General features: G+C 56.8%; 20 protein-coding genes. 7 read left to right on the top strand and 13 right to left on the bottom strand.

Features of this window, described 5'->3' with window-relative positions; translation table 11 throughout:
* Nucleotides 1-55 precede the first annotated feature (55 nt).
* From J4772_RS14500 to J4772_RS14475, 6 genes are read right to left on the bottom strand one after another with little or no spacing between them, the layout of a single operon-like run.
* The gene (locus J4772_RS14500; protein ID WP_209075766.1) at nucleotides 56-1210 is read right to left on the bottom strand and encodes a GNAT family N-acetyltransferase; all 1155 of its coding nucleotides are present in this window, start codon (nucleotides 1208-1210) and stop codon (nucleotides 56-58) included.
* Nucleotides 1207-2538 carry a F390 synthetase-related protein gene (locus J4772_RS14495; protein ID WP_209075765.1) on the bottom strand — a complete coding sequence of 444 codons (1332 nt, stop codon included), beginning with the start codon at nucleotides 2536-2538 and terminating at the stop codon, nucleotides 1207-1209. Before J4772_RS14495 ends, J4772_RS14500 begins: the two co-directional genes overlap by 4 nt.
* Nucleotides 2535-3398, bottom strand: coding sequence for an MBL fold metallo-hydrolase (locus J4772_RS14490; protein WP_209075764.1), 864 nt, complete (start codon nucleotides 3396-3398; stop codon nucleotides 2535-2537). Before J4772_RS14490 ends, J4772_RS14495 begins: the two co-directional genes overlap by 4 nt.
* Nucleotides 3395-4393, bottom strand: a complete 999-nt coding sequence (locus J4772_RS14485) for an NAD-dependent epimerase/dehydratase family protein (RefSeq protein ID WP_209075763.1) — start codon at nucleotides 4391-4393, stop codon at nucleotides 3395-3397. Before J4772_RS14485 ends, J4772_RS14490 begins: the two co-directional genes overlap by 4 nt.
* Entirely contained in the window at nucleotides 4390-5655 is a 1266-nt protein-coding gene (locus J4772_RS14480; protein WP_209075762.1) for an ATP-grasp domain-containing protein, read from the bottom strand. The genes J4772_RS14485 and J4772_RS14480 overlap by 4 nt, the downstream gene beginning before the upstream one ends.
* Complete coding sequence (locus J4772_RS14475) at nucleotides 5645-6646, bottom strand: beta-ketoacyl-ACP synthase III (RefSeq protein ID WP_209075761.1); 1002 nt, start codon at nucleotides 6644-6646, stop codon at nucleotides 5645-5647. The genes J4772_RS14480 and J4772_RS14475 overlap by 11 nt, the downstream gene beginning before the upstream one ends.
* Before the next feature lie 528 nt (nucleotides 6647-7174).
* Here J4772_RS14475 and cyoE point away from each other — a divergent pair.
* The 6 genes from cyoE to J4772_RS14445 all read left to right on the top strand — a co-directional run bounded on the left by cyoE (nucleotide 7175) and on the right by J4772_RS14445 (nucleotide 13956).
* Nucleotides 7175-8098 (top strand): heme o synthase, encoded by a 924-nt coding sequence (cyoE, locus tag J4772_RS14470; protein WP_116064120.1) that lies wholly within the window; start codon nucleotides 7175-7177, stop codon nucleotides 8096-8098.
* A gap of 208 nt (nucleotides 8099-8306) precedes the next feature.
* Nucleotides 8307-8870 (top strand): alkyl hydroperoxide reductase subunit C, encoded by a 564-nt coding sequence (gene ahpC, locus J4772_RS14465; RefSeq protein WP_116064119.1) that lies wholly within the window; start codon nucleotides 8307-8309, stop codon nucleotides 8868-8870.
* A gap of 14 nt (nucleotides 8871-8884) precedes the next feature.
* Complete coding sequence (gene ahpF / locus J4772_RS14460; RefSeq protein WP_209075760.1) at nucleotides 8885-10417, top strand: alkyl hydroperoxide reductase subunit F; 1533 nt, start codon at nucleotides 8885-8887, stop codon at nucleotides 10415-10417.
* 164 nt (nucleotides 10418-10581) lie between these two features.
* A complete protein-coding gene (locus J4772_RS14455) occupies nucleotides 10582-10827 on the top strand; it encodes a hypothetical protein (protein WP_209075759.1) in 246 nt (81 codons plus the stop codon).
* A gap of 252 nt (nucleotides 10828-11079) precedes the next feature.
* Entirely contained in the window at nucleotides 11080-12822 is a 1743-nt protein-coding gene (locus J4772_RS14450) for a pyrroloquinoline quinone-dependent dehydrogenase (RefSeq protein WP_209075758.1), read from the top strand.
* Between the two features lie 15 nt (nucleotides 12823-12837).
* A complete protein-coding gene (locus tag J4772_RS14445) occupies nucleotides 12838-13956 on the top strand; it encodes a carboxypeptidase-like regulatory domain-containing protein (protein WP_209075757.1) in 1119 nt (372 codons plus the stop codon).
* On the opposite strand, the gene J4772_RS14440 is transcribed toward J4772_RS14445, so the two are convergent.
* The 7 genes from J4772_RS14440 to J4772_RS14410 all read right to left on the bottom strand — a co-directional run bounded on the left by J4772_RS14440 (nucleotide 13920) and on the right by J4772_RS14410 (nucleotide 18551).
* Entirely contained in the window at nucleotides 13920-14903 is a 984-nt protein-coding gene (locus J4772_RS14440) for a dipeptidase (RefSeq protein ID WP_209075756.1), read from the bottom strand. The two genes, J4772_RS14445 and J4772_RS14440, sit on opposite strands and share 37 nt — an antisense overlap.
* A gap of 8 nt (nucleotides 14904-14911) precedes the next feature.
* Nucleotides 14912-15994: a pyrroloquinoline quinone biosynthesis protein PqqE gene (gene pqqE / locus J4772_RS14435; protein ID WP_209075755.1), complete on the bottom strand. Its 1083-nt coding sequence runs from the start codon at nucleotides 15992-15994 to the stop codon at nucleotides 14912-14914.
* Nucleotides 15985-16263 (bottom strand): pyrroloquinoline quinone biosynthesis peptide chaperone PqqD, encoded by a 279-nt coding sequence (pqqD, locus tag J4772_RS14430; protein ID WP_209075754.1) that lies wholly within the window; start codon nucleotides 16261-16263, stop codon nucleotides 15985-15987. The genes pqqE and pqqD overlap by 10 nt, the downstream gene beginning before the upstream one ends.
* Nucleotides 16260-16970, bottom strand: coding sequence for a pyrroloquinoline-quinone synthase PqqC (pqqC, locus tag J4772_RS14425; RefSeq protein WP_247741101.1), 711 nt, complete (start codon nucleotides 16968-16970; stop codon nucleotides 16260-16262). Before pqqC ends, pqqD begins: the two co-directional genes overlap by 4 nt.
* Nucleotides 16971-16972: 2 nt before the next feature.
* The gene (gene pqqB, locus J4772_RS14420; protein ID WP_209075753.1) at nucleotides 16973-17881 is read right to left on the bottom strand and encodes a pyrroloquinoline quinone biosynthesis protein PqqB; all 909 of its coding nucleotides are present in this window, start codon (nucleotides 17879-17881) and stop codon (nucleotides 16973-16975) included.
* A 49-nt stretch (nucleotides 17882-17930) separates the two neighbouring features.
* The gene (gene pqqA / locus J4772_RS37555; protein ID WP_371822901.1) at nucleotides 17931-18002 is read right to left on the bottom strand and encodes a pyrroloquinoline quinone precursor peptide PqqA; all 72 of its coding nucleotides are present in this window, start codon (nucleotides 18000-18002) and stop codon (nucleotides 17931-17933) included.
* A gap of 141 nt (nucleotides 18003-18143) precedes the next feature.
* Nucleotides 18144-18551: a WGxxGxxG family protein gene (locus J4772_RS14410; protein WP_209075752.1), complete on the bottom strand. Its 408-nt coding sequence runs from the start codon at nucleotides 18549-18551 to the stop codon at nucleotides 18144-18146.
* A 142-nt stretch (nucleotides 18552-18693) separates the two neighbouring features.
* Here J4772_RS14410 and J4772_RS14405 point away from each other — a divergent pair, with 142 nt between their 5' ends.
* Nucleotides 18694-19227, top strand: coding sequence for a manganese efflux pump MntP (locus tag J4772_RS14405; protein ID WP_246016822.1), 534 nt, complete (start codon nucleotides 18694-18696; stop codon nucleotides 19225-19227).
* Nucleotides 19228-19312: the final 85 nt, after the last annotated feature.

Raw genomic sequence — 19312 nt, 5'->3', positions numbered from 1 at the left:
TGGTTTCGGGGCTCGCAGCGGCGGAACGAAATGCTGAAGCCAGAAGGCCGAACTGCTATAACTTGTATTTGCGCAGCAGAGGCACGCCGATTTTAGTAAGTAAATCTGCAAGCGCCGTCCAAGGCACACGCCGCCTCAGCGGCAGATGGCCGACTTGGACCGCCGTATATTCGATCTCCGCCTCGGCTCCCCGATTGCGCTTGAACTGGGCCGCTCCGGAGCTCTCGTGCAGCAGAACCCGTCGTTCGCAGGCGATTTCGATCAATCGCGCGGATAGCATCCGGTATAAGCCAAGCTGCTGCGGCAGCGATGTATCGTAACCGAATAACGGCGTTGTCATCGCGTCTCCTCTGATGTAGAAGCCGAGCACCGCGTCGAGCCGGCCGTCGCGACGGAAGCCGTGAAGCTCCAGTATTCCGTTATGCAGCGCTTCTTTCAGATAACGTTCCGTGAACTGGGGATTATGTCGTGAATACTTCTCGAGATACAAGAGACGGTACAGTTCCGCGATGCGAGGGATATCGGAGTCCGCCATATCGTCGGGGCCGACTCTTGCGTATCCCCCCTTGGCGGCCAAAGCGCCGTCCCGCTTCAACAGCCAGCGAGATTTGGCGCTGCCGAAACCGGTCTCGCCGGTTCGCAGCAAATAAATCTGTCTGCTTGGAACAAGAATGCAGCCACGGGACTGCAAGCTGTCGATCGTACGCTTGTTGAGAGAGGGACAGAGCGAGCGAAAGGCGATCGCATGTCCGGGAAAAAGCGCAAGCAGCTTATCCAGTACGGCTGCCCACTGCGATTCGGCAAGCTCGGGGGACAGGTTGGTGGACAGCAGCCAGTTATTAACATGTACGATCCGGTTGAAGTCGGCGCGTTTTAGCAGGCAGCCGACGCCAGACAGAAGAGCGTCCAAGCAACCGATCAACGCTCGATTGCCCAGCAATCCAAGCTCCTGCTTCGCATAGCTGACATAGTGAGTGTAAGGGGAGCATACGTAACTGTTGTCGTATTCCTTCTCGTTCACGGTTATGGGCAGCGGTATGCCGTCCACATCCAGCACAAGCAGCCGGGTGCGGACGTTGCGTACGAAGCGCTCGGAGCCTTCCGCGAGCAGCGGCAGCAAATATTGCTTAGCGTAACGGCCGTAATCGCTGTCGGGCCACAAGTATTGATCTATATTGGCTGTATCGTACAGCTCGATGCGAGAGGTCATCGCTTGTATCTCCTTTCGACGCGCCGAAGCTTAGCGACGCCGGCTTCATGCGTGTAGGGGGAGAAGGCGAGAATTGGCGTTCGACAGCGCAGACGGCCGCATAACGCGGCAATGGCCGTGCGAACCCGCTCCTCCGTCATGCTGCGCTGATCGTCCGGCAGCTCCAGCTCGATCGTCCATTGATCTAGTCCGGTCTGAATCGCCCGGTACTGCGCGATAGCGGGCGAAGCTCCGATGATCGCTCGCGTTACGAAGTCCGGATAGATGGTGACAAACTCTTCCCCTGAACTAGAGTCGCCGCGGTTCGTTGCGATAAAGATATCGTCGCAGCGGCCTTCAATCCGTTCGATAGCCGTAAACGGGGAACCGCAGGGACAGGGACGGTCGCTCTCCGTCAACAGATCGTTAAGCCGGTAACGGACAATCGGCTGCGTCTTGCGCGAGAAGTCGGTGACGATCGGCACGAACGTGCGGTCTTTTCCGGGCACGTATTCCTTTTCGATGTAGACGAGGTCCTCGTTCAGGTGAAGAGTCCCGTGCGGACAGGTGCAGCCGAGAAAGCCTTCTGTGCATTGATAGATTTGATGGACGATCTGGCCGAACGTCTGGCCGATATACTCGCGATCGAGCGGGTCCAGCACCTCCGCAACGGAAATCACTCGTCGCGGCTTCACGGTAAGCTTGCCGGAACGAACGGCTTCGGCAAGACGGCGAAGCAGGGAAGGAGGTCCCGCGATAACATCGGGCTGTTGGCGTTCTATACGCTCAATCTGGTCGGATAACGGTTCGAGCAGATCGTAAAATTGAAATGACAGCCGCCTGCTGCGCACCGACTCGTACAAATTGCTGTTCGCCCTCAGGAAAAAGGCGATCGAGCAGCGAGACAGCAGCGATCCGGGCAGCAGCTTGCCAAGTACGGCGCCGGCCCAGCCGGCCTGCTCCTGCGCGTCGACAAGGAACAGCCCGCGATTGCCTGACGTGCCGGATGACAATCCGACCGTCACCCGGCCGATAGCGGGCTGAAAGTCTCGCGAAGATTCGGCCGCCTCGGCCACGGCAAACGCTTGGGATTTCGTGATGCCCGCCGTATTGAGCGTATCGAAATGCGCCATCATCACCGTTTTGTCGATGGACGGGAAGGAGCGCCACTGATCGGAGGGGATAGAGCCCCACCAATCGCGATAGAAAGCGGAGCGTTCGCGGACATGCGAGATATGCCGGACGACGAGCCGCTCCAGCTTGCGTTCGAAGGTTCGGCGATCCTGCTTGCCGCCGCGTCTTTTGCCGCTTCGATAATACTTGATAAACGCCAGCGCATTCCGAATCATAAGCGTCTTACCTCCTGGCTGTCGATATCGAAAAACTCCCGGCAATGACTTGGCGCGATAACCAGCTCCGGATCGGCCGCCTGCCAGCTGCGCAGCCGTCGGAACGAATCGCGGTAAGCCGCGCGGTCATGCATAACCAGACCCGCGGCAGGGTGGGGCGGGCGGTTGTCGCGGAGCGCCCGGCTCGACCAGGCGGCGTCGGCGCAGAGCAGTACGCGCGCGTCGGATGTAGATAGCAGCAGGCCGATCTGGCCCGCCGCATGTCCCGGCATGACAATCGCGATCAGGCTGCCGTCGCCGAACAGGTCGTAGCCGGAGTCAAATGGAACGTTATCCGGCAGAGAGACGCGTTCGGCCAACGATTCGATCGGCTGCGCGGTTTCCGCGAAGCGATCCGGAAGAAGGCCGGAGACGAAGCCGGCTCGGGTCGCCCGGATCGGCCCGAGATTGCGGACGGCGTCGTATGCCGCCTGCGGGTATAGAAAGCGGGAGAACGGAAAGTCCCGCGCGCCGCCGATATGGTCCGCATGGAAATGCGAAAGAATAACGAAGCGAACGTCCTCGGCGGCAATGCCGAGACGAGCGAGCTGCCGGACGGCGACGTTTTCTTCGCGCAAAATTACCGGTGTGAGACGACGATACATGGAATAAGGAAAAGAAGCGGTTAGCTCCCGGAACCGGTGTGAGTAGCCTGTATCAAACAGGATCCAGCCCTGCGAGGGGTGACGGATGCAGGCGAATCCGGCCGGATAAGCGGCCGGGCGCAGCGAACCGCCTCGCAGCGTCACAAATTCGGGATGGACGCAATAACCGGCGGACATCAGCATCAGCTCGACTAAAACTTGCTGCGGTTGGTTCATGTCGGGTTGCTCCTCCACCAGTCCGCAAAGCGGCGCAAGCCTTCGTCGACGGAAATTCGCGGCTCGTATCGCAGCGCGTCGCGCGCCTTGGTCAGATCAAGCGTCTGACTGTAGGCAAGCAGCCCGACCGTATAGCGGGTAAACGGCGGTTCCGCCCCCAGCGCAGGGAAAGCTCTATACAGCCACTCCAGCATTTGTCCTGCTGCAAGGGCGGCGGGACGGGAGACGCGCCGCGTGCGAAGCGGCAGCTCCAACAGGTCGAACAAGCGGCGCAGCACCTCGATCAGCTTGACCGGCTCGCCGTTCGACAGATTGTAGATCGCGCCGGCTGCGCTCTCCGGTGCGGAGCAAGCCAGCACTAGCCCGTCAACGGCGTTATCGATATAGGTCAGATCGAGCAGAGCCTCTCCGCCGCCGATTAGAGGAATACCGCGCGATTCCTGCACCCTCAGCAGCCGCGGAAACAGCGACGTGTCTCCCGGACCGAACACCGCCCTCGGACGCACGACGATTGAAGACAATCCGTCACGGCTCGCATTCGCCACGACTCTTTCCGCGATTAGCTTGGTGGCGGCGTAAGAGTTGACCGGCTTGCGAGGCAGTTCCTCTTCCTCGGAGACTAGCAGCCGATCATTAAAATTGAAGTAAACGCTTGGCGTCGAGACGTGAACGAGCCTGCGCACGCCATGACGAAGGCAACCGGCGACGATATTCTCCGTTCCGGAGACGTTAGTCTCGTAGAAAGTCGGGTAGCGGCCCCAAGGAGAAGACAGCGCTGCACAGTGAATGACGTAGTCGCGTCCCGCGCAAGCGTCTTCGATTTCCCGGCGATTGCGCAGGTCCGCCTGAACGAAGGGGATGCCCAGCCCGGTCAATTGACGGCCGACGCTCTCATCGCGCCCCAGCCCCGTCACTTCCCAGCCGAGGCGATGAAGACGAACGACCGTCGCCCGGCCTAGAAATCCGGTCGCTCCCGTTACTAACACTCGTTTCATGAATCACCATTCCATTCAATATCGAAGGTAGACGCTTGCTGCAGCGTCAGGTTCCGCCGTTTGGCCGTCTTCCTTGTCCAAGCGAGCAGGCGGAACTGCTCCGCGAAAGGCTTCGGATCGTCTCGCCGGAACACGACATCTCGCCCGCTTTGCCATGCGCGCAGCCATTCGCCGGGCATCCTCTCGCGGACGGCTTGAACGAGACCGTAGCTCAGCATAGCGGCGGACAGCATGGCGCCGCGACCGGCCTTGCTCGCAGGAGAAGCGATCCGATCGGCCGCAAGAAGAGCGGAGGGGGCGAGCAGCGCTTTCGTCAGCCCGCAATCCGAACTGAACAGATGCACGCCGCTGGTCGCGCGAGGATTGCATTCCATCGGCATAACGGCGCCTTCCGGTGATACCATGAAATCGAAGGCGATCTGTCCGGTAAAGCCGATGCCGGCCACAAAGCGCCGAACCCAATCGAGCAGCATCGGCTGCTCGGCCGGTTCGTAGTGAATGCTGGCTCCGCGGCCGGCGCGAAACCGGCTGCGGTATGCAGTATGCGCTGCGATGCGGCCAGACTGCGCCACACTGTAGGTGCACCACTCCTCGCCGCGAAGCAGCTCTTGAGCGACCCACGGCCGTTGGGAAGACACGCCGGTTGTTTCGAGCTCCTCTACCATTTCTTTGCTGCGCTTGGCAGTAGACAAAGGAGCTCGGCGAAGATCCAGCAGCAGCGTGCGCGAAGCAAAGCGCGAGTACGCCGGCTTGAGCACGAGACCTTCGCGGAACCGCGATTGTTGCAGCAGCGGCAGCCAGCCGTCGGGGGTATCGACCGGAACCGTAGCCGGGACGGGCAGGCCGATTTCCGCGACGGTTGCAATGAACTTGCCTTTATGATGAAGGCGGTCCATTTCAGCAAGCGGAGCGGCCAGCACGCGGCACAAGCCTGCGAAGCGGCCGAGCTCCTTAGAGATATGGAAGATTTCTTCGCAGGTCGGAATCAGTAGATCGATGCGGTGTTCCCTGACAATCTCGCACAACGCGGCGGCGAACCTCCCCGAGCCTTCGGACGGAGGCGGAACAAGAAAGCTCCGCTCGACGGCGCGGGAAACTCGGCACAAATGATAGGGAGCCGATTCGGCCGTATAAACCCGATGTCCGGCTGCGTGAAAAAGGCGGGCCAGCTCCAGCGCTGCGGGCGAACGGCCTCCCGTAAGAAGAATGCGCTGCGGCCTCTGCGAATCCGATGCTGTCTCAGCGACCGCCTCAGTAGTCAAGGATCAACCCTCCAAGCGTCAGTCCCGCCGCCGTGCCGATAAGCAGCACGCGGTCTCCCCGTGCGATCCGTCCGGTGCGGATCGCTTCATGCAGTCCCATCGGAAGCGAGGCGGCGATCGTATTGCCGTGATTCGGCGTAATATAGACAAGCTGGCGCTCGGCGATGCCCAGCTTTTTGCGCATAAGGCGAACGGCCATCGCGCTGCCCTGATGGGGGATGACCGCTGAAAAATCGGTCATGCTCGTATGAGAAGCTCGTAGCAGCTCCTCAGTGAAGTCGGGTAGAAGGCGAGAGGCCATTCTATAGATGGCCGGGCCATCCATCTGGAACAAATAGTCGTCGGCACCCGCAGGGCGATACCCTTTCGGATGGCGTTTGGTGCCGCCGGCGCGAATTTCGGAGAAAGCGGCTCCGGCGCTGTAAGTGCGCATAGAAGCTCCGACGATAGCGGACGGTTCGCCATCCTCCGCCGGACCGATGACCACTGCAGCGGCTCCGTCTCCGAATAGCGCCGCGCTTTCCTTATGCCGCCAATCGAGGCCGACCGAAGCGATCTCGGACGTCACGATCAGTACGTAGCGATATCTCCCGGCGGCGATCATGCAGGACATGGCGTCGAGGGCGGCCAGAAAGCTGAGGCAGGTCGAATCGATATCGAAGGCGGGGACTCCGGATTGCTCCATTCCCAGCGCTTGCTGAATAAAGACGGCGGAGCAGGGAAGGGCTTGCTCCTTCGTGCCGCTGGCGCCGACTAGACAATCCATGTCGGAAAATTTCAAATTTGCCGCCTCAAGGGCGGCCAGCGCGGCTTTCGCTCCCATTGCGGAAGCCGTATCGTCTTCCCCGGCGTAGTGCCGGGCGACGATATCCGTGACCCTGCGGGTCCAGCCCCGCGACACTCCGAGGCGATCGTCCATTTCCAAATCGGTGATGGGCCGGCCGGGCAAATATTTTCCCGTTCCGTATATTTTGACTTTGCGTATGTTCATTAGAGATTCTCCTTTCCGCGCATCGTTCCCGCACGTTCATTGTGCCGGATCGTCGTCGGAGCGAATAGTACCTATTTTGCTTAGTACCCCATGATTCGACTGCAACTGTACATGTTCGACAAAGGAGGCGTCCGTTCCTGTCGCACGACAAAACAGCCCGGACCGCGAACGGCCGGGCTGAGCGAAAGGCAACTATTGCTCCCACTTAAGAATGTTCTTGCCGAACAAGTACAGAACGCCGACTCCGCCGAAAAGCAGAATCAACAGAAAGTAGAAGTAGAACATACTCAGCACCTCCAAAGTTGATATCCCTAATGTAGAGTTAAGCGGCTGAGGTGTAACCATCCAATTGTCCGGAATGTACGTCCAGCCAAATTGAACTGTTTTCATACGGTTGCGCAGGCGTAAATTGTGACGGCGCTGACATAAATTTATGACAAAATAGTGGTGTATCTTCGAAATTCGAGAATGATCGTGCAAGTTGTGATAGCATAAGGGAGAGAATAATCTGGAAGGAGCGGATAAGCCGTGCAGCGAGTGCAAAACAATCGTCTGAGTCTTGAAATGCCCACGAAATCGTTTATTCATGTCTTATTCGATACAATAAAAATCGGCATCATCAAATCCAATTTGATTGCGATGTTTGCGGGGCTGTGTATGGCTCTGTACGTCGAGGGAGTTCCGTTCTTCGATAAAATCGGCACGATTATACTGGCCGCGGTCGGCTCTTTCCTTGTGATCGGATCTGCGGGCGCGTTTAATAATTTATACGACAGAGACATCGATTCCATCATGGAGAGAACGAAAGGCAGACCTACCGTAACTGGCAGGGTGGGGACGGCTAACGGCTTGTTCATCGCCATCTGGACCGCCGTGTTAGGTTTGATCGCCCTATACTTCGCGTCGCCGCTGGCAGCGGTATTCGGGTTTCTCGGTCTGTTCTTGTATGTCGTGCCTTATACGATATGGACCAAGCGGACAACGATCTACAATACGGAGGTCGGCAGCTTGTCCGGGGCCATGCCGCCGCTTATCGGCTGGGCGGCGATCTCGTCCGATCTGACTCACTCTGGAGCGCTGGCGATCTTCATGATGATGCTGGTCTGGCAAATGCCTCATTTCTATGCGATCGCGATCCGCAGAATGGAAGAGTACCGCGCCGCGGGCATCCCCATGCTGCCGGTAGTCAAGGGTATTCGCAGAACCTACGTTCAAATGAACGTTTACCTGGTGGCGCTGTTGCTGTCCAGCGCGTTGTTCTGGCCGTTCAGTCCGGTCATCGCGATTTCAAACGCCGTCTTAAGCGTCTGGTGGTTGGCGATGAGCGTGTCCGGATATCGTCGTAAACCGGAGAAGAAGTGGGCGAATGCGATGTTCGTGTTCTCTCTTTTCCATATTACGATTCTGATGCTGGGCATTATCGGCTTCTCCTTGATCAGACCGTTATTTTAAGAGACCCAAACGTATAATCGCAATTATGCGTGGAACACTAAATGATGTATGTTCACAAAATGGACAAATTCTCTTCATCTATTCTTCATGAGAAACTAGTCGAATGGTGATACTATTTGTAATAAGCAGTAGATAAGAATAATTATAGACTGCTAACGATTCTCAATTAAAGTTTTTACAAAAAATACACCATACTGGAGGAATTTCAATGTCTCTGATTGGAACAGAAGTCAAACCATTTAAAGCAGCAGCGTACCAAAACGGCAAGTTTATCGATGTAAGCGAACAAAACTTCAAAGGAAAATGGAGCGTTGTTTGCTTCTATCCAGCAGACTTCACGTTCGTCTGCCCGACTGAACTAGGCGACCTGCAAGATCAATACGAAGCGCTGAAAGCTCTTGGCGTAGAAGTGTACTCCGTCTCGACGGACACGCACTTTACACATAAAGCTTGGCACGACAGCTCCGAGACGATCGGCAAAATCACATACATCATGATCGGCGACCCGTCCCACACGATCTCCCGCAACTTCGACGTTCTGATCGAAGCGGACGGCCTGGCTGACCGCGGCACGTTCATCATCGATCCGGACGGCGTTATTCAGACGGTCGAGATCAACGCAGGCGGCATCGGTCGCGATGCAAGCACGCTGGTCAACAAAATCAAAGCGGCGCAATACGTACGCAACAATCCGGGCGAGGTTTGCCCTGCAAAATGGCAAGAAGGATCGCAAACTTTGAAACCAAGCCTTGATCTCGTAGGCAAAATCTAAAGGGGGCCATTTCGGTGTTGGATGCGGATATCAAACAACAACTCAGCCAATACCTTCAGCTCCTGGAAGGCGATGTGCTCATCAAGGTGAGCGCATCGTCCGACGATGCCGTATCCAACGACATGCAGGCTTTCCTCGACGAGGTGGCCGGCATGTCCTCCCGAATTACGCTTGAGCAGGCACAGTTGGCAAGAACGCCGAGCTTCAGCGTGAACCGCGCCGGAGGAGAGGATACGGGCATCGTGTTCGCGGGCATTCCGCTCGGGCACGAGTTCACCTCGCTCGTACTGGCGTTGCTGCAGGTGAGCGGACGAGCTCCGAAGGTAGAGCAGAGCGTTATCGACCAGATCAAAAGCATACAAGGCAATTATGCGTTCGAATCTTACGTCAGCCTGAGCTGTCATAATTGTCCGGACGTCGTGCAAGCGCTGAATGTCATGAGCGTGCTGAACCCGGGCATTTCCCATACGATGATCGACGGAGCCGCCTTTAAGGACGAAGTCGAGAGCAAGGACGTTATGGCCGTTCCGTCGGTCTTCCTGAACGGGGAGTTTTTCGGCAGCGGACGGATGTCCTTGGAAGAAATCATCGCCAAAATCTCCGATGCGCCGGATGCTTCGGCATTCGCCGACAAGGAGCCGTTCGACGTGCTCGTCATCGGGGGCGGTCCTGCAGGCGCCAGCTCTGCAATCTATGCGGCGCGTAAAGGCATTCGCACGGGAATCGTCGCCGAGCGCTTTGGCGGACAAGTGATGGATACCGTCGGGATTGAAAACTTCATCAGCGTGAAGTATACCGAAGGCGCCAAGCTTGCCGCTAGCCTGGAAGAGCATGTCAAGGAATACAACGTCGACGTCATGAAGCTTCAGCGGGCCAAACGGCTGGAGAAGAAGGACTTCATCGAGGTAGAGCTTGAGAACGGAGCCGTGCTGAAGAGCAAGACGGTCATTCTGTCCACCGGCGCGCGCTGGCGCAATGTCGGCGTTCCCGGGGAAGCCGAATTCAAAAATAAAGGCGTTGCCTACTGTCCGCATTGCGACGGCCCGCTATTCGCAGGCAAGCATGTCGCGGTCATCGGCGGAGGCAATTCCGGCATTGAAGCGGCGATTGACCTTGCCGGCATCGTCAGCCATGTCACGGTATTGGAGTTCATGCCGGAGCTGAAGGCGGATTCCGTGCTGCAGGATCGCCTGTACAGCCTGCCTAACGTTACGGTCCACAAAAACGTGCAGACAAAGGAAATTACCGGTACGGACAAAGTAAACGGAATTTCTTTCATCGACCGGGCAACGGGAGAAGAAGCGCACGTCGAACTGCAAGGCGTATTCGTGCAGATCGGTCTCGTTCCGAATACCGATTGGCTTGGAGATGCCCTTGAACGCACTCGCATGGGCGAAATCGTAATTGACCGTCATGGCGCGACGAGCTTGCCGGGCGTATTCGCGGCAGGCGATTGCACGAACAGTCCGTACAAGCAAATCATCATCTCGATGGGTTCGGGCGCTACTGCGGCGCTTGGCGCATTCGATTACTTGATTCGCAATTAAATGCCTCGATCAACGTAAAAGCCGTAAGAAACGATTGTAATGGGAATGGAACTTTCATTCTCATCTACCGTTTCTTGCGGCTTTTTGTTATCAGCTTGTCGGCATAATCCTACGAATGCTCGGCATACAATCGGTAGAAAGGATATCGACAGGAGGGTGAACGCGTGAGGAAAGCTTTCTTTAATTCGTCCGTTAAGGGGGCGATTGCGGGAGCCATAATGACCGGCGGTTGGCTCTTGGCCGACTTGCTGCTGCCGGAGCCTTGGGGAGATGTCGTCTTGTTCGCGGCAATGGCGGTAGTTAATGTCGGGATCGGCTGGAAGCTCGGGAAGCTGTACGACCAGCAAGAGGCTAAGGAAGCGAACGCCGAAGCTGCAGAAACACTCGATCCCAAAAGCGCAGCCAATTAGAAACTTTCCATAGAAAAGCAAGCTGCGGCTCCAAATAAACCTGGGCCCAGCAATTCGAGCAACGTCAAAGGTCCCTTTGGCGTTGTTTTTTTGCGTAGCAACATAGCACACGGCAAAAGTTTCTTCATGGAATGGACTAAGCTGACTGAATTGTCATCGGTTTGGAAATACCATACTCAGCGGAGATTACATGAAACCGAGCAATTCATGAATTGAATTGCGAATCAGCGTACTTCAACTGGAGGTATCGACGTGAAGAAAACAAATATCAAAATCGGACAAGCACTCGTCTTATTGTTAGTGCTGAGCGCTTGTACGGGGAATAACAATCAGGCTTCACCTACGCCATCGCCTACGCAATCGCCTTCACCGACTCAAACTGCAACCACTCCGCCGTCCGCAACGGGAGTGACCGGCACCTCTTTTGACAATTGGGGTTCCTTCGGCTATACACTGACCAATAACCGTCACGTTCCTTACAAGGAGATCACCGCGGATAATGTCAAAGATTTGGGCGTCATTTGGTCTGCAGACTTAAAGTCGCTGGACCCGGATGTCAAAAACGGAAATCAATCGTATCCTGTCGTCGTCGACGGCGTCGTCTACATTACGACGGCGGGCAATCAGGTGTTCGCCTTCGATTCCGTTACAGGCAATACGATCTGGCACTGGAAGCCAACGGCGGAGCAAGCGGCCGGCTTCTCCAAAGCAGGGATCATCGCGAACCGCGGCGTAGCGGTAGGCGGCGGCAAGGTGTTCATGCTGGCGATCGACAATTCCCTAATTGCCCTGGATCAGAAAACGGGAGAGCTTGTCAAAATGATCAAGCTGTCCGACTATATCGACGGCGTTACGATGGAAAACGGATACTACGAGACGAATGCTCCCCAGTATTACAAAGGCAACGTCTATATTGGAAGCAGCGGCGGAGACAACGGAGTCCGCGGCTTCGTAGCGGCGTTTAAGGCGGACGATTTGACGCCGGCATGGGATTCCCCGTTTTGGACCGTACCGCCTAAAGGCCAAGATTGGCTGGCGAACAGCAAGTTCCAAGGGGGCGGAGCGGTGTGGTCGCCGGTTGCGATCGACGAAGAAACCGATATCATGTACTTCGCGACAGGCAATCCGGCTCCGGATTTCTATGGCGACAAACGTCCGGGAGCCAATCCGCACACCGACTCGGTCGTGGCCGTCCACGCGATGACCGGCCAGCTCGTCTGGGCCAAACAGGAAGTCAGCCACGATTTGTGGGACTACGATGCCGCAGCCTCGCCAATGATCATCCAGGCGACGGCGAAGGGGAAGAAAAGGAAGCTTGTCGTTCAGGGCGGAAAATCCGGACTGTGGTTCGCCTGGGATGCCGCTACGGGGGATGAAGTATGGCATGGCATACCGTTTGCCAAAATCGATCATCCGAAGCCTACGGTCGAAGGCGTAGTTGGCTATCCCGGAGTGCTTGGCGGGGAAAATTATGCCCCCGAAGCGTACGATCCGGCGACAAATTATGTTTTGATTCCCGGCATTGAACAGCCTTCTCTCTTCAAGGCGGCGAAGACGGAAGAGGAAGCGGGCACTCCGGATTTTCCCGGAGCCGCAGCTTTCGGAACGGTGATCGAGGAGGTGCCGGATGTTAAGGGATACGGCACGATTACCGCAATTGATGTGGACACGGGCAAGCAGGCCTACCAGATCAAAACGACCGATCCGCAGCGCGGAGGCCTGACGAGCACGGAATCGGGCTTGGCTTTCTTCGGCGAACTGGATGGCAAGGTGAATGCGCTGGATATCAAGTCGGGCAAAGTGATCTGGACGTTCCAGACGTCAGGAGATAACGTTCAGTCCGCGCCTTCGATTTTCAAAGTCGACGGCAAATCCTACGTCGTCTTTACCACTGGCGGGGCAAAACCCAAAGTGCACGTATTTGGATTGGGCGGAGATAAGACGCAAGGATCGTCAGGCGAAGCCGAAACCGGCGGCGCGCATTCGGCAAAATAACGGAGAGAATCCGAGATGAAAAAGAAGAGCGTTGCCGGTCGATTCTTCTTCACGGCCGCCGCTTTGGCGCTGCTATGGACCGGTTATTGCGATGAAGCCAAAGCGCAGGCCGAAAGCCCTGAGAGCCAGTTCTCTCTTGAGGAGACGGTGTTTGCCGTTAAGACGTGGCAGACGGACGGCTCACACTTGACCGCCGTCAAAGGGAGACTGACTTATGAGGGACAGCCGGTCGCAAATGCGATCGTGCAGGCTGCTTTGAACGGAAGGCAGATTCGGACTGCGAAGGACGGCTCTTTCAAGCTGCTTGTCGACCGCAGTCTGCTAACCCGCACAGGGGTTCGCGTCGTTTCGGTCCAACAAGCGAGCATTTCCGGACAAGAGATCGGGGAAATTGAAACGGCTCGATTACTGTCGGCATCCGTCGCCATTAGCGTGTATCATCCGATCCAAATCCTCCGAACGGAGATTTCCGATACGGATTCAGGCATGATCAAAGTACATGCGCGGATCGGGAGCGAGGACGGGGATGCCATATCCTTTTTTCAGATAGATAAATACAGGATCGCCGGCAGGGTGGAGGATGCCGACGGCAATCCGGTGAAGAACGCAATTGTGTGGATCGACCGGGATCGGGGCGAAGGCTTCGCCAAATCGACTCCGACGGATCGGGACGGGAGATACGAGATGTTTTACTGGCCGGAAGAGGAGGACACGAACCTTACGGTGATCGTCGGCTCGCGCCGATACGCGCTGCCAGACGGGAAGGTGTTTATTCTTCCGCGCAATACAAGCGTCGATATCCGGATTCGGCTTCCGAGAGAAGGCACAACCATCGACGACAGGTCTCCTAACCTGGTCTGTACGACATCGAAGGGAGCCAAGTATACGGGATTGCTGGCGGGACTGGATGTCCCGCCAGAAGTGCCTTACAGCGTAACTGTTCCCGACCGGAGCGGCCAGTTCGTTCTAACGGTTCCGAGGGAAGCGTGGAAGCGGCGGCCTGTATTTTTCGAAACTCGACTGACGAAGTTCGTCGAGCGGGAGAAGGGGCTTAAGGCCGGCGATCCGCTCCCCGTTGGGTTCGTGCTGCCGAGCGATCAAGATCCGAGAGTGATTCCGTCTTCTGCATCCTGAACCGTCGCTGGGATCTCGTCTGGCAGATGCTCCATGTAAAACCGATGCCAGTTGCCGAATACGAACGACTTGACATCTTCCTCCCGGTAATGGCTCAGCAGCAGGTTGACCAATCGGTCGTATTTTCCGGCGTGCTCCAGCCCGACGAGCCATTGCCGGATTCCATCGAAGTCGGAGCCGAAGCCGATATGCCGCTTGCCTCCGAGTGCGCAGATGTGCTCGATGTGCAGTAAAATTTTATCCATCGCGACCGGCTCCTCCTCGCTGACGAAAGGAGGAACGAACGTGATCCCAATGACGCCGTCCGACGCAATAAGGGCCCGGATCTGGGCATCCGTCAAGTTTCTCATACGGGGACTGATCGCGCTTGCATTGGAGTGGGAAGCGATAACGGGCTTTCGGGACGCCTCAATAAGCTCCCAGAAGCCCTTCTCCGCGAGGTGGGAGACGTCCATGATTAAGCCTAGCCGATTGCATTCGCGGATCAGTTCCAACCCGGCTGCCGTAAATCCGCCTTTTCTCGGCTCCAGAACACCGTCCGCGGCCCAATTGGCGCGGTTCCAGGTAATGCCGACGCTTGTTAATCCAAGGCGGTGAAGAATGCGAAGCAAAGCCAAGCTGCCGTGGAGGGAATCGACGCCCTCCAGCGACAGCAGAGCTCCAATCCGATTTTCGGCGGAAGAGAGCCGTAAATCGGTTTTCGTACGAATAAAACGCATTTGCGGCTCGCGTAATATACGTTCATGGAACAGATCGATGCTTTCCAGGACATATCTGAAATCGCCAGAGTATCGTTCGGGCAAGTACACGGCAAAGTTTTGCACGGCTACGCCCGATGCAAGCATTCTCTCGAGCGTAACGTCCAAACCGCTTCCATGGACGAAGTCAAGCTCCGGGTTCTCCAGAAGCTTGCTGAGCACGTCGCAGTGGGCGTCGAAGATTTTCATTAAGCCGATCACCTGCCACGGTAGGAATAGAGGGGCCAACCGGCATTTTCATTCGCGATCGTGCCGATCCGATCCGCGATGATACCGCGGTGAGGAGATCGCACGCACACCGGATCGGCCGAACGCGCGTCGCCGGTCAATAGGAAGGCTTGACAACGGCATCCGCCGTAGTCCAATTCTCGCCGTTCGCAATTTCTGCAGGGCTCCGCCATCCATTCATAGCCTCGATAAGCATTAAAGGAAGGAGAGTCGCGCCAGATCCACGCAAGCTCGCGCTCCTTCACATTTTCGAAAGATAATGTCCGTATTTCTGATGATACCGTGCAGGGCAGAACCCGCCCGTCCGGCGCTACTGTCAGAGATATTTGGCCCCATCCGCCCATGCACGGCTTGGGAAAATCCTCGTAATAATCCGGTAAAATCCATAAAAGTTCGATTTGATGGGCGAAGCGTCGCTGCGCCCGCATATAGGCGGCTTCGGCTTCATGAAGCTGATCTTGTCGCGGCAGCAACTGATCGATGTTGCGCAAGGCCCAGCCGTAATATTGGGCATTGGCCAGTTCCAACCGCTCGGCGCCCCATGAAACGCAGAGTTCGATAATTTCTTCGATCTGATGAAGGTTGGTCCGGTGAAGCACGACGTTCATATGCAGAGGAAGCCCGTTGTCGCGAATCCGCTGCGCCGCTTGCCGTTTCAGCTCATGAGCCGAGAAACCGGCAATCGAGTCGGCGAGCTCGGAAGAGGAGGCTTGAACGCTGAGCTGGATGCTGTCGATGCCGGCCTCCGCCAGCTGCCGCGCGCGCCTGTCCGTCAATCCCACTCCGCTAGTAATTAGATTGACGTACAGACCAAGCTCCCGGGCGTGGCGGACGAGCAGTTCCAGATCCGGGCGCAGCAATGGCTCTCCGCCCGTGAAATGGACCTGCAGAACTCCAAGCTCGCCGGCCTGTTCCAAGACGCTCAGCCATGTGTCGGTCGACAGCTCGCTCTCCTTCTTCTGAAGCTCGATCGGATTGGAGCAGTAGGGACAATGAAGCGGACAGCGATGCGTTAACTCCGCGGTCAGGGCATACGGCAGGTTTACGGGCATAGCTCCAACCACCCTCCTTCCGCCGATGCAGCGAGAAATTCGACAATATCGTTTTCGAGTCCGGTCTGACCGTATGTCGATTCGAGCTCTCCGATCATTTGCGCGATCGTACGATGCCCGTCGCAGAGCCGGAGAATCGCTGCCGCCGCTTCGTTAAGCTCTACGACCCGCTCCGGCAGCAGGAGCAAATCGGTGTTGCGGGCTTTGTCGTACTTCATGCGACCCGGAGCGCGCAGCTTTGGCCGTTCCGACAGCGCCCGCGCGCTCATCGTTCGTTGTCCCCGTCAGGGTAGGCCAAGCTTAATGCGTCAAGCAGCGCCCACAGAACATCGCACTTGAACCGCAAGGCGGAGAGCGCTTGCTCTTGGTCTTCGCGATTTCTGCATTCGCGTAATACTAGACTCAGGCCATGCTCCGCATCTCGAGGCGCTTGGTGAAGCCGGGCTTGAAAATAGGCCAAGCCCTCGGGAAGAATCCACGAATACAGCTGCAGGAAGACGCCGATCCGTTTGGAGACGAGGGTGGGAGCGAATAGTTCCGTCAACGAGGAGGCTACGGCGATCGGCCAGGGCTGCAGGCGACAGAAGTTCACGTAGGCATCGACGGCAAATCGGACGGCGGGCAGTACGTGACGTTCATCCAGCATTTCCTCTCTTGGGATGCCGGCGGCTGCGCCCAGCCGCACCCATGCCTCGATTCCGCCCTCTTCGCCATCTCTTCCGTCATGGTCGATGATTCGCTGAATCCACTCCCGACGTTCTTCCCGAGAAGGAAGTTTGGACAAAATCAGCGCGTCTTTGACCGGAATGTTCTTCTGATAGTAAAAACGGTTGGCGATCCACGCCCGCAGTTGGACGGGGGAGAGCTTGCCTTCGTGCATGGCGATGTGATAGGGATGCTTGTCGTGATAGCGCTCCTCGCCGACCTGCCGCAGACGCGAGACGAATCGTTCGTTAGACAGCAAATGCGATTCCAACTTCAAACCTCCATTTCCATTCCGTCAACTCCGACTTCGATGCCCAGCTCCGTCAGCCTGTGGCGTTCCGGAGAGCTTTCGTCCAGCATCGGGTTCGTGTTGTTGACATGAATATAGACTTTGCGACGAGCGGGAAGCCTAGCTAGACGCTCGGCGCTTCCGTGAGGACCCGCAACGGGGAGATGGCCCATGTCGGCTGCGACTAAGTCGGATACGCCAAGCGAGCGAAGCTCGTCCCCGTGCCAGAAGGTGCCGTCCAGAAACAGGCAGTCGGCTCCATCCAAATGCTGCTCCAGCGTCGGCGACCATGTTTCTATTCCCGGAGCATAGACGGCGACGCCGCCCGTCAATCGATCGGTCAGCCGATAACCGACGACCCATGCCGCTCGGTCTTGATGACTGTTGGCGCCAGCGTAGCGGGGAGGCTTGTCGCCCAAATAAAACGGGCATACCGCTAATTCTCCCCCAAAAAGTGGAAAAGATTCCTCCGGCTGCGCCTCTAGCCAGCGGAAATTCGCGTAAGGCTCGACGATCCTCCTAAGCGGAAATTCGTCCGAAAGGGCAGAGAGGACGGGAGGGGGCGCGTAAATTTCCAAAGACGCGCTTTGTCTCAATTGAAGAAGTCCCGTCGTATGATCTAATTCCCCATCGGTAAGCAGTACGGCTTGAATGGGGGACTCGCGCAAGGAGGGTCCGGGATGAAGCGGGCCGTACGCTTCCGTCTGGAGACAAACATCGGGGCCTGCATTAAGCAGCGCCCATCGTTTGCCGTCCGGGCTGACGGCCAGCGAATCGTTCCTTCTGGCGCATAAGGACGGGGCGCCTGCGCGCGCGCGCTTGCAATTCGGACAGGCGCAATTCCATTGCGGGTAGCCGCCTCCCGCGGCGGAACCCAACACTTTAATGATCACGGCTATCCCCCTTTACATGAGAGATGCCGGATTTCTCCGGCATGGATGCTTACTTCCGATAGGCGTAAGCCGTTACTTCGGCGCAAAGCTCGATAATCTTGAAGGAGGGCTTCACCCACATAGCCATTCCTCCCTTCCTTGGGATCGCGATGGGAAGCACGATTCATTGTATGTCGGGAACGGGATGTCCAAGAAGCAAAAAATAACGATGCACTCTCGTCCGATTGCCGGAACGGGAAATGCATCGTTATTGGCGGAAGATTCAGCGACTGCCTTGCGGGTTGCGATTCCGGAGACCGATAAGCCCGAAGAGTCCGAGCAATCCGAGCCATGCCCAGCCTGCGTTTCTGGTCGGATTAGCGGCGGCTGTCCGGTACGTTCCCGCGGGGGTCCGATTGGTGTAATCGCCTCTACCGTTATCCGTTCCGGTGTTCGCCGGATTAATGTTTCTAAACTGACTGCCCGTTCCCGTGCCGTAGACGCTGATCTCATGACCGGACGCGCTGCCTGTGCTTTGAGCGTGAATGTGCGACCCGGCGGATGGCGTTCCCATCCCGTTGCCTAAACCGCCGTTTCCGCCGTTTGCCGTCCCCGTATACGCGTAAGCGGGAGCGGCCAGCGTCAGGGACAGGACGGCAATCCCGAATGCGCTTGTAAATCGGCTTTTCATAAGAATCCCTGCCTTTGAAGATGGTTTGATCTTCTGGCTAGCTTCTCTATTCGGCTCCGTTCTTATGCAAGGCTTGTACTACCGTATGCCGCCCGGGAATATACCTGTAAAAAAAGATCCCGGGGGCGGGAGCATGGAAAAGATGTTCGCTTGGATCCTAACGATGAGTCTCGGTTTCGATACGTTGGTCGTCTCGGCTTCGTTGGGATTAAAAAAGGAAACCCGGAATAAGGTGAAAATCGCGCTCGTATTCGCGGCGGCCGAAGCCGTTATGCCCATTGCCGGCATCGTCATCGGCGGTGCGCTTGGCCACATGTTCCGATCTGCGGCGTCTCTAATCGGCTCGCTGTTATTAATCGCGGTGGCCATTTACTTCCTTTTCTTCGATGATGAGGGGGAAGAGGGGACGTTCCATGCAGAACTCGCCGGTTGGCCGTTGATTGCGGCGGCCGTCAGCATCAGCATTGACGAGCTGGCGGTAGGGGTTTCCGCCGGATTTATGCAGGTGCCGATGTTGCTTACGATTCTGCTGATCGCCTCCCGCTCGTTCGTCTTCACTTTTATCGGTGTGACGTTCGCGGCCAAGCTCAAGCCGATCATGGGCGAATGGGCGGAAAAGTGTTCTGGCGTTTTGCTTGGACTTATAGGTCTGTGGATGTTGCTGGAGTCTTTCTGAAGAAATGGAAGGGCGCTATCTCATAAGTAGGGTCGTACGAGATGATCGATTAAGAAAAAGGGCATGTGTCTCCTGGAGACACATG

Source organism: Cohnella sp. LGH (genome assembly GCF_017671885.1).
GTDB lineage: Bacteria > Bacillota > Bacilli > Paenibacillales > Paenibacillaceae > Cohnella > Cohnella phaseoli.
Note: the sequence above shows the minus strand (reverse complement) of the source record. Positions and strands in the feature narration are given on the sequence as shown.

What these genes read in the sequence shown, in the direction of transcription:
- J4772_RS14445 (WP_209075757.1), top strand. Translation starts at nt 12,838, where the DNA reads ATGAAAAAGAAGAGCGTTGCCGGTCGATTCTTCTTCACGGCCGCCGCT.
- pqqD (WP_209075754.1), bottom strand. Translation starts at nt 16,263, where the DNA reads ATGAGCGCGCGGGCGCTGTCGGAACGGCCAAAGCTGCGCGCTCCGGGT.
- ahpC (WP_116064119.1), top strand. Translation starts at nt 8,307, where the DNA reads ATGTCTCTGATTGGAACAGAAGTCAAACCATTTAAAGCAGCAGCGTAC.
- J4772_RS14440 (WP_209075756.1), bottom strand. Translation starts at nt 14,903, where the DNA reads ATGAAAATCTTCGACGCCCACTGCGACGTGCTCAGCAAGCTTCTGGAG.
- J4772_RS14490 (WP_209075764.1), bottom strand. Translation starts at nt 3,398, where the DNA reads ATGAACCAACCGCAGCAAGTTTTAGTCGAGCTGATGCTGATGTCCGCC.
- J4772_RS14495 (WP_209075765.1), bottom strand. Translation starts at nt 2,538, where the DNA reads ATGATTCGGAATGCGCTGGCGTTTATCAAGTATTATCGAAGCGGCAAA.
- J4772_RS14410 (WP_209075752.1), bottom strand. Translation starts at nt 18,551, where the DNA reads ATGAAAAGCCGATTTACAAGCGCATTCGGGATTGCCGTCCTGTCCCTG.
- J4772_RS14475 (WP_209075761.1), bottom strand. Translation starts at nt 6,646, where the DNA reads ATGAACATACGCAAAGTCAAAATATACGGAACGGGAAAATATTTGCCC.
- J4772_RS14485 (WP_209075763.1), bottom strand. Translation starts at nt 4,393, where the DNA reads ATGAAACGAGTGTTAGTAACGGGAGCGACCGGATTTCTAGGCCGGGCG.
- J4772_RS14405 (WP_246016822.1), top strand. Translation starts at nt 18,694, where the DNA reads ATGTTCGCTTGGATCCTAACGATGAGTCTCGGTTTCGATACGTTGGTC.
- J4772_RS14500 (WP_209075766.1), bottom strand. Translation starts at nt 1,210, where the DNA reads ATGACCTCTCGCATCGAGCTGTACGATACAGCCAATATAGATCAATAC.
- pqqE (WP_209075755.1), bottom strand. Translation starts at nt 15,994, where the DNA reads ATGCCCGTAAACCTGCCGTATGCCCTGACCGCGGAGTTAACGCATCGC.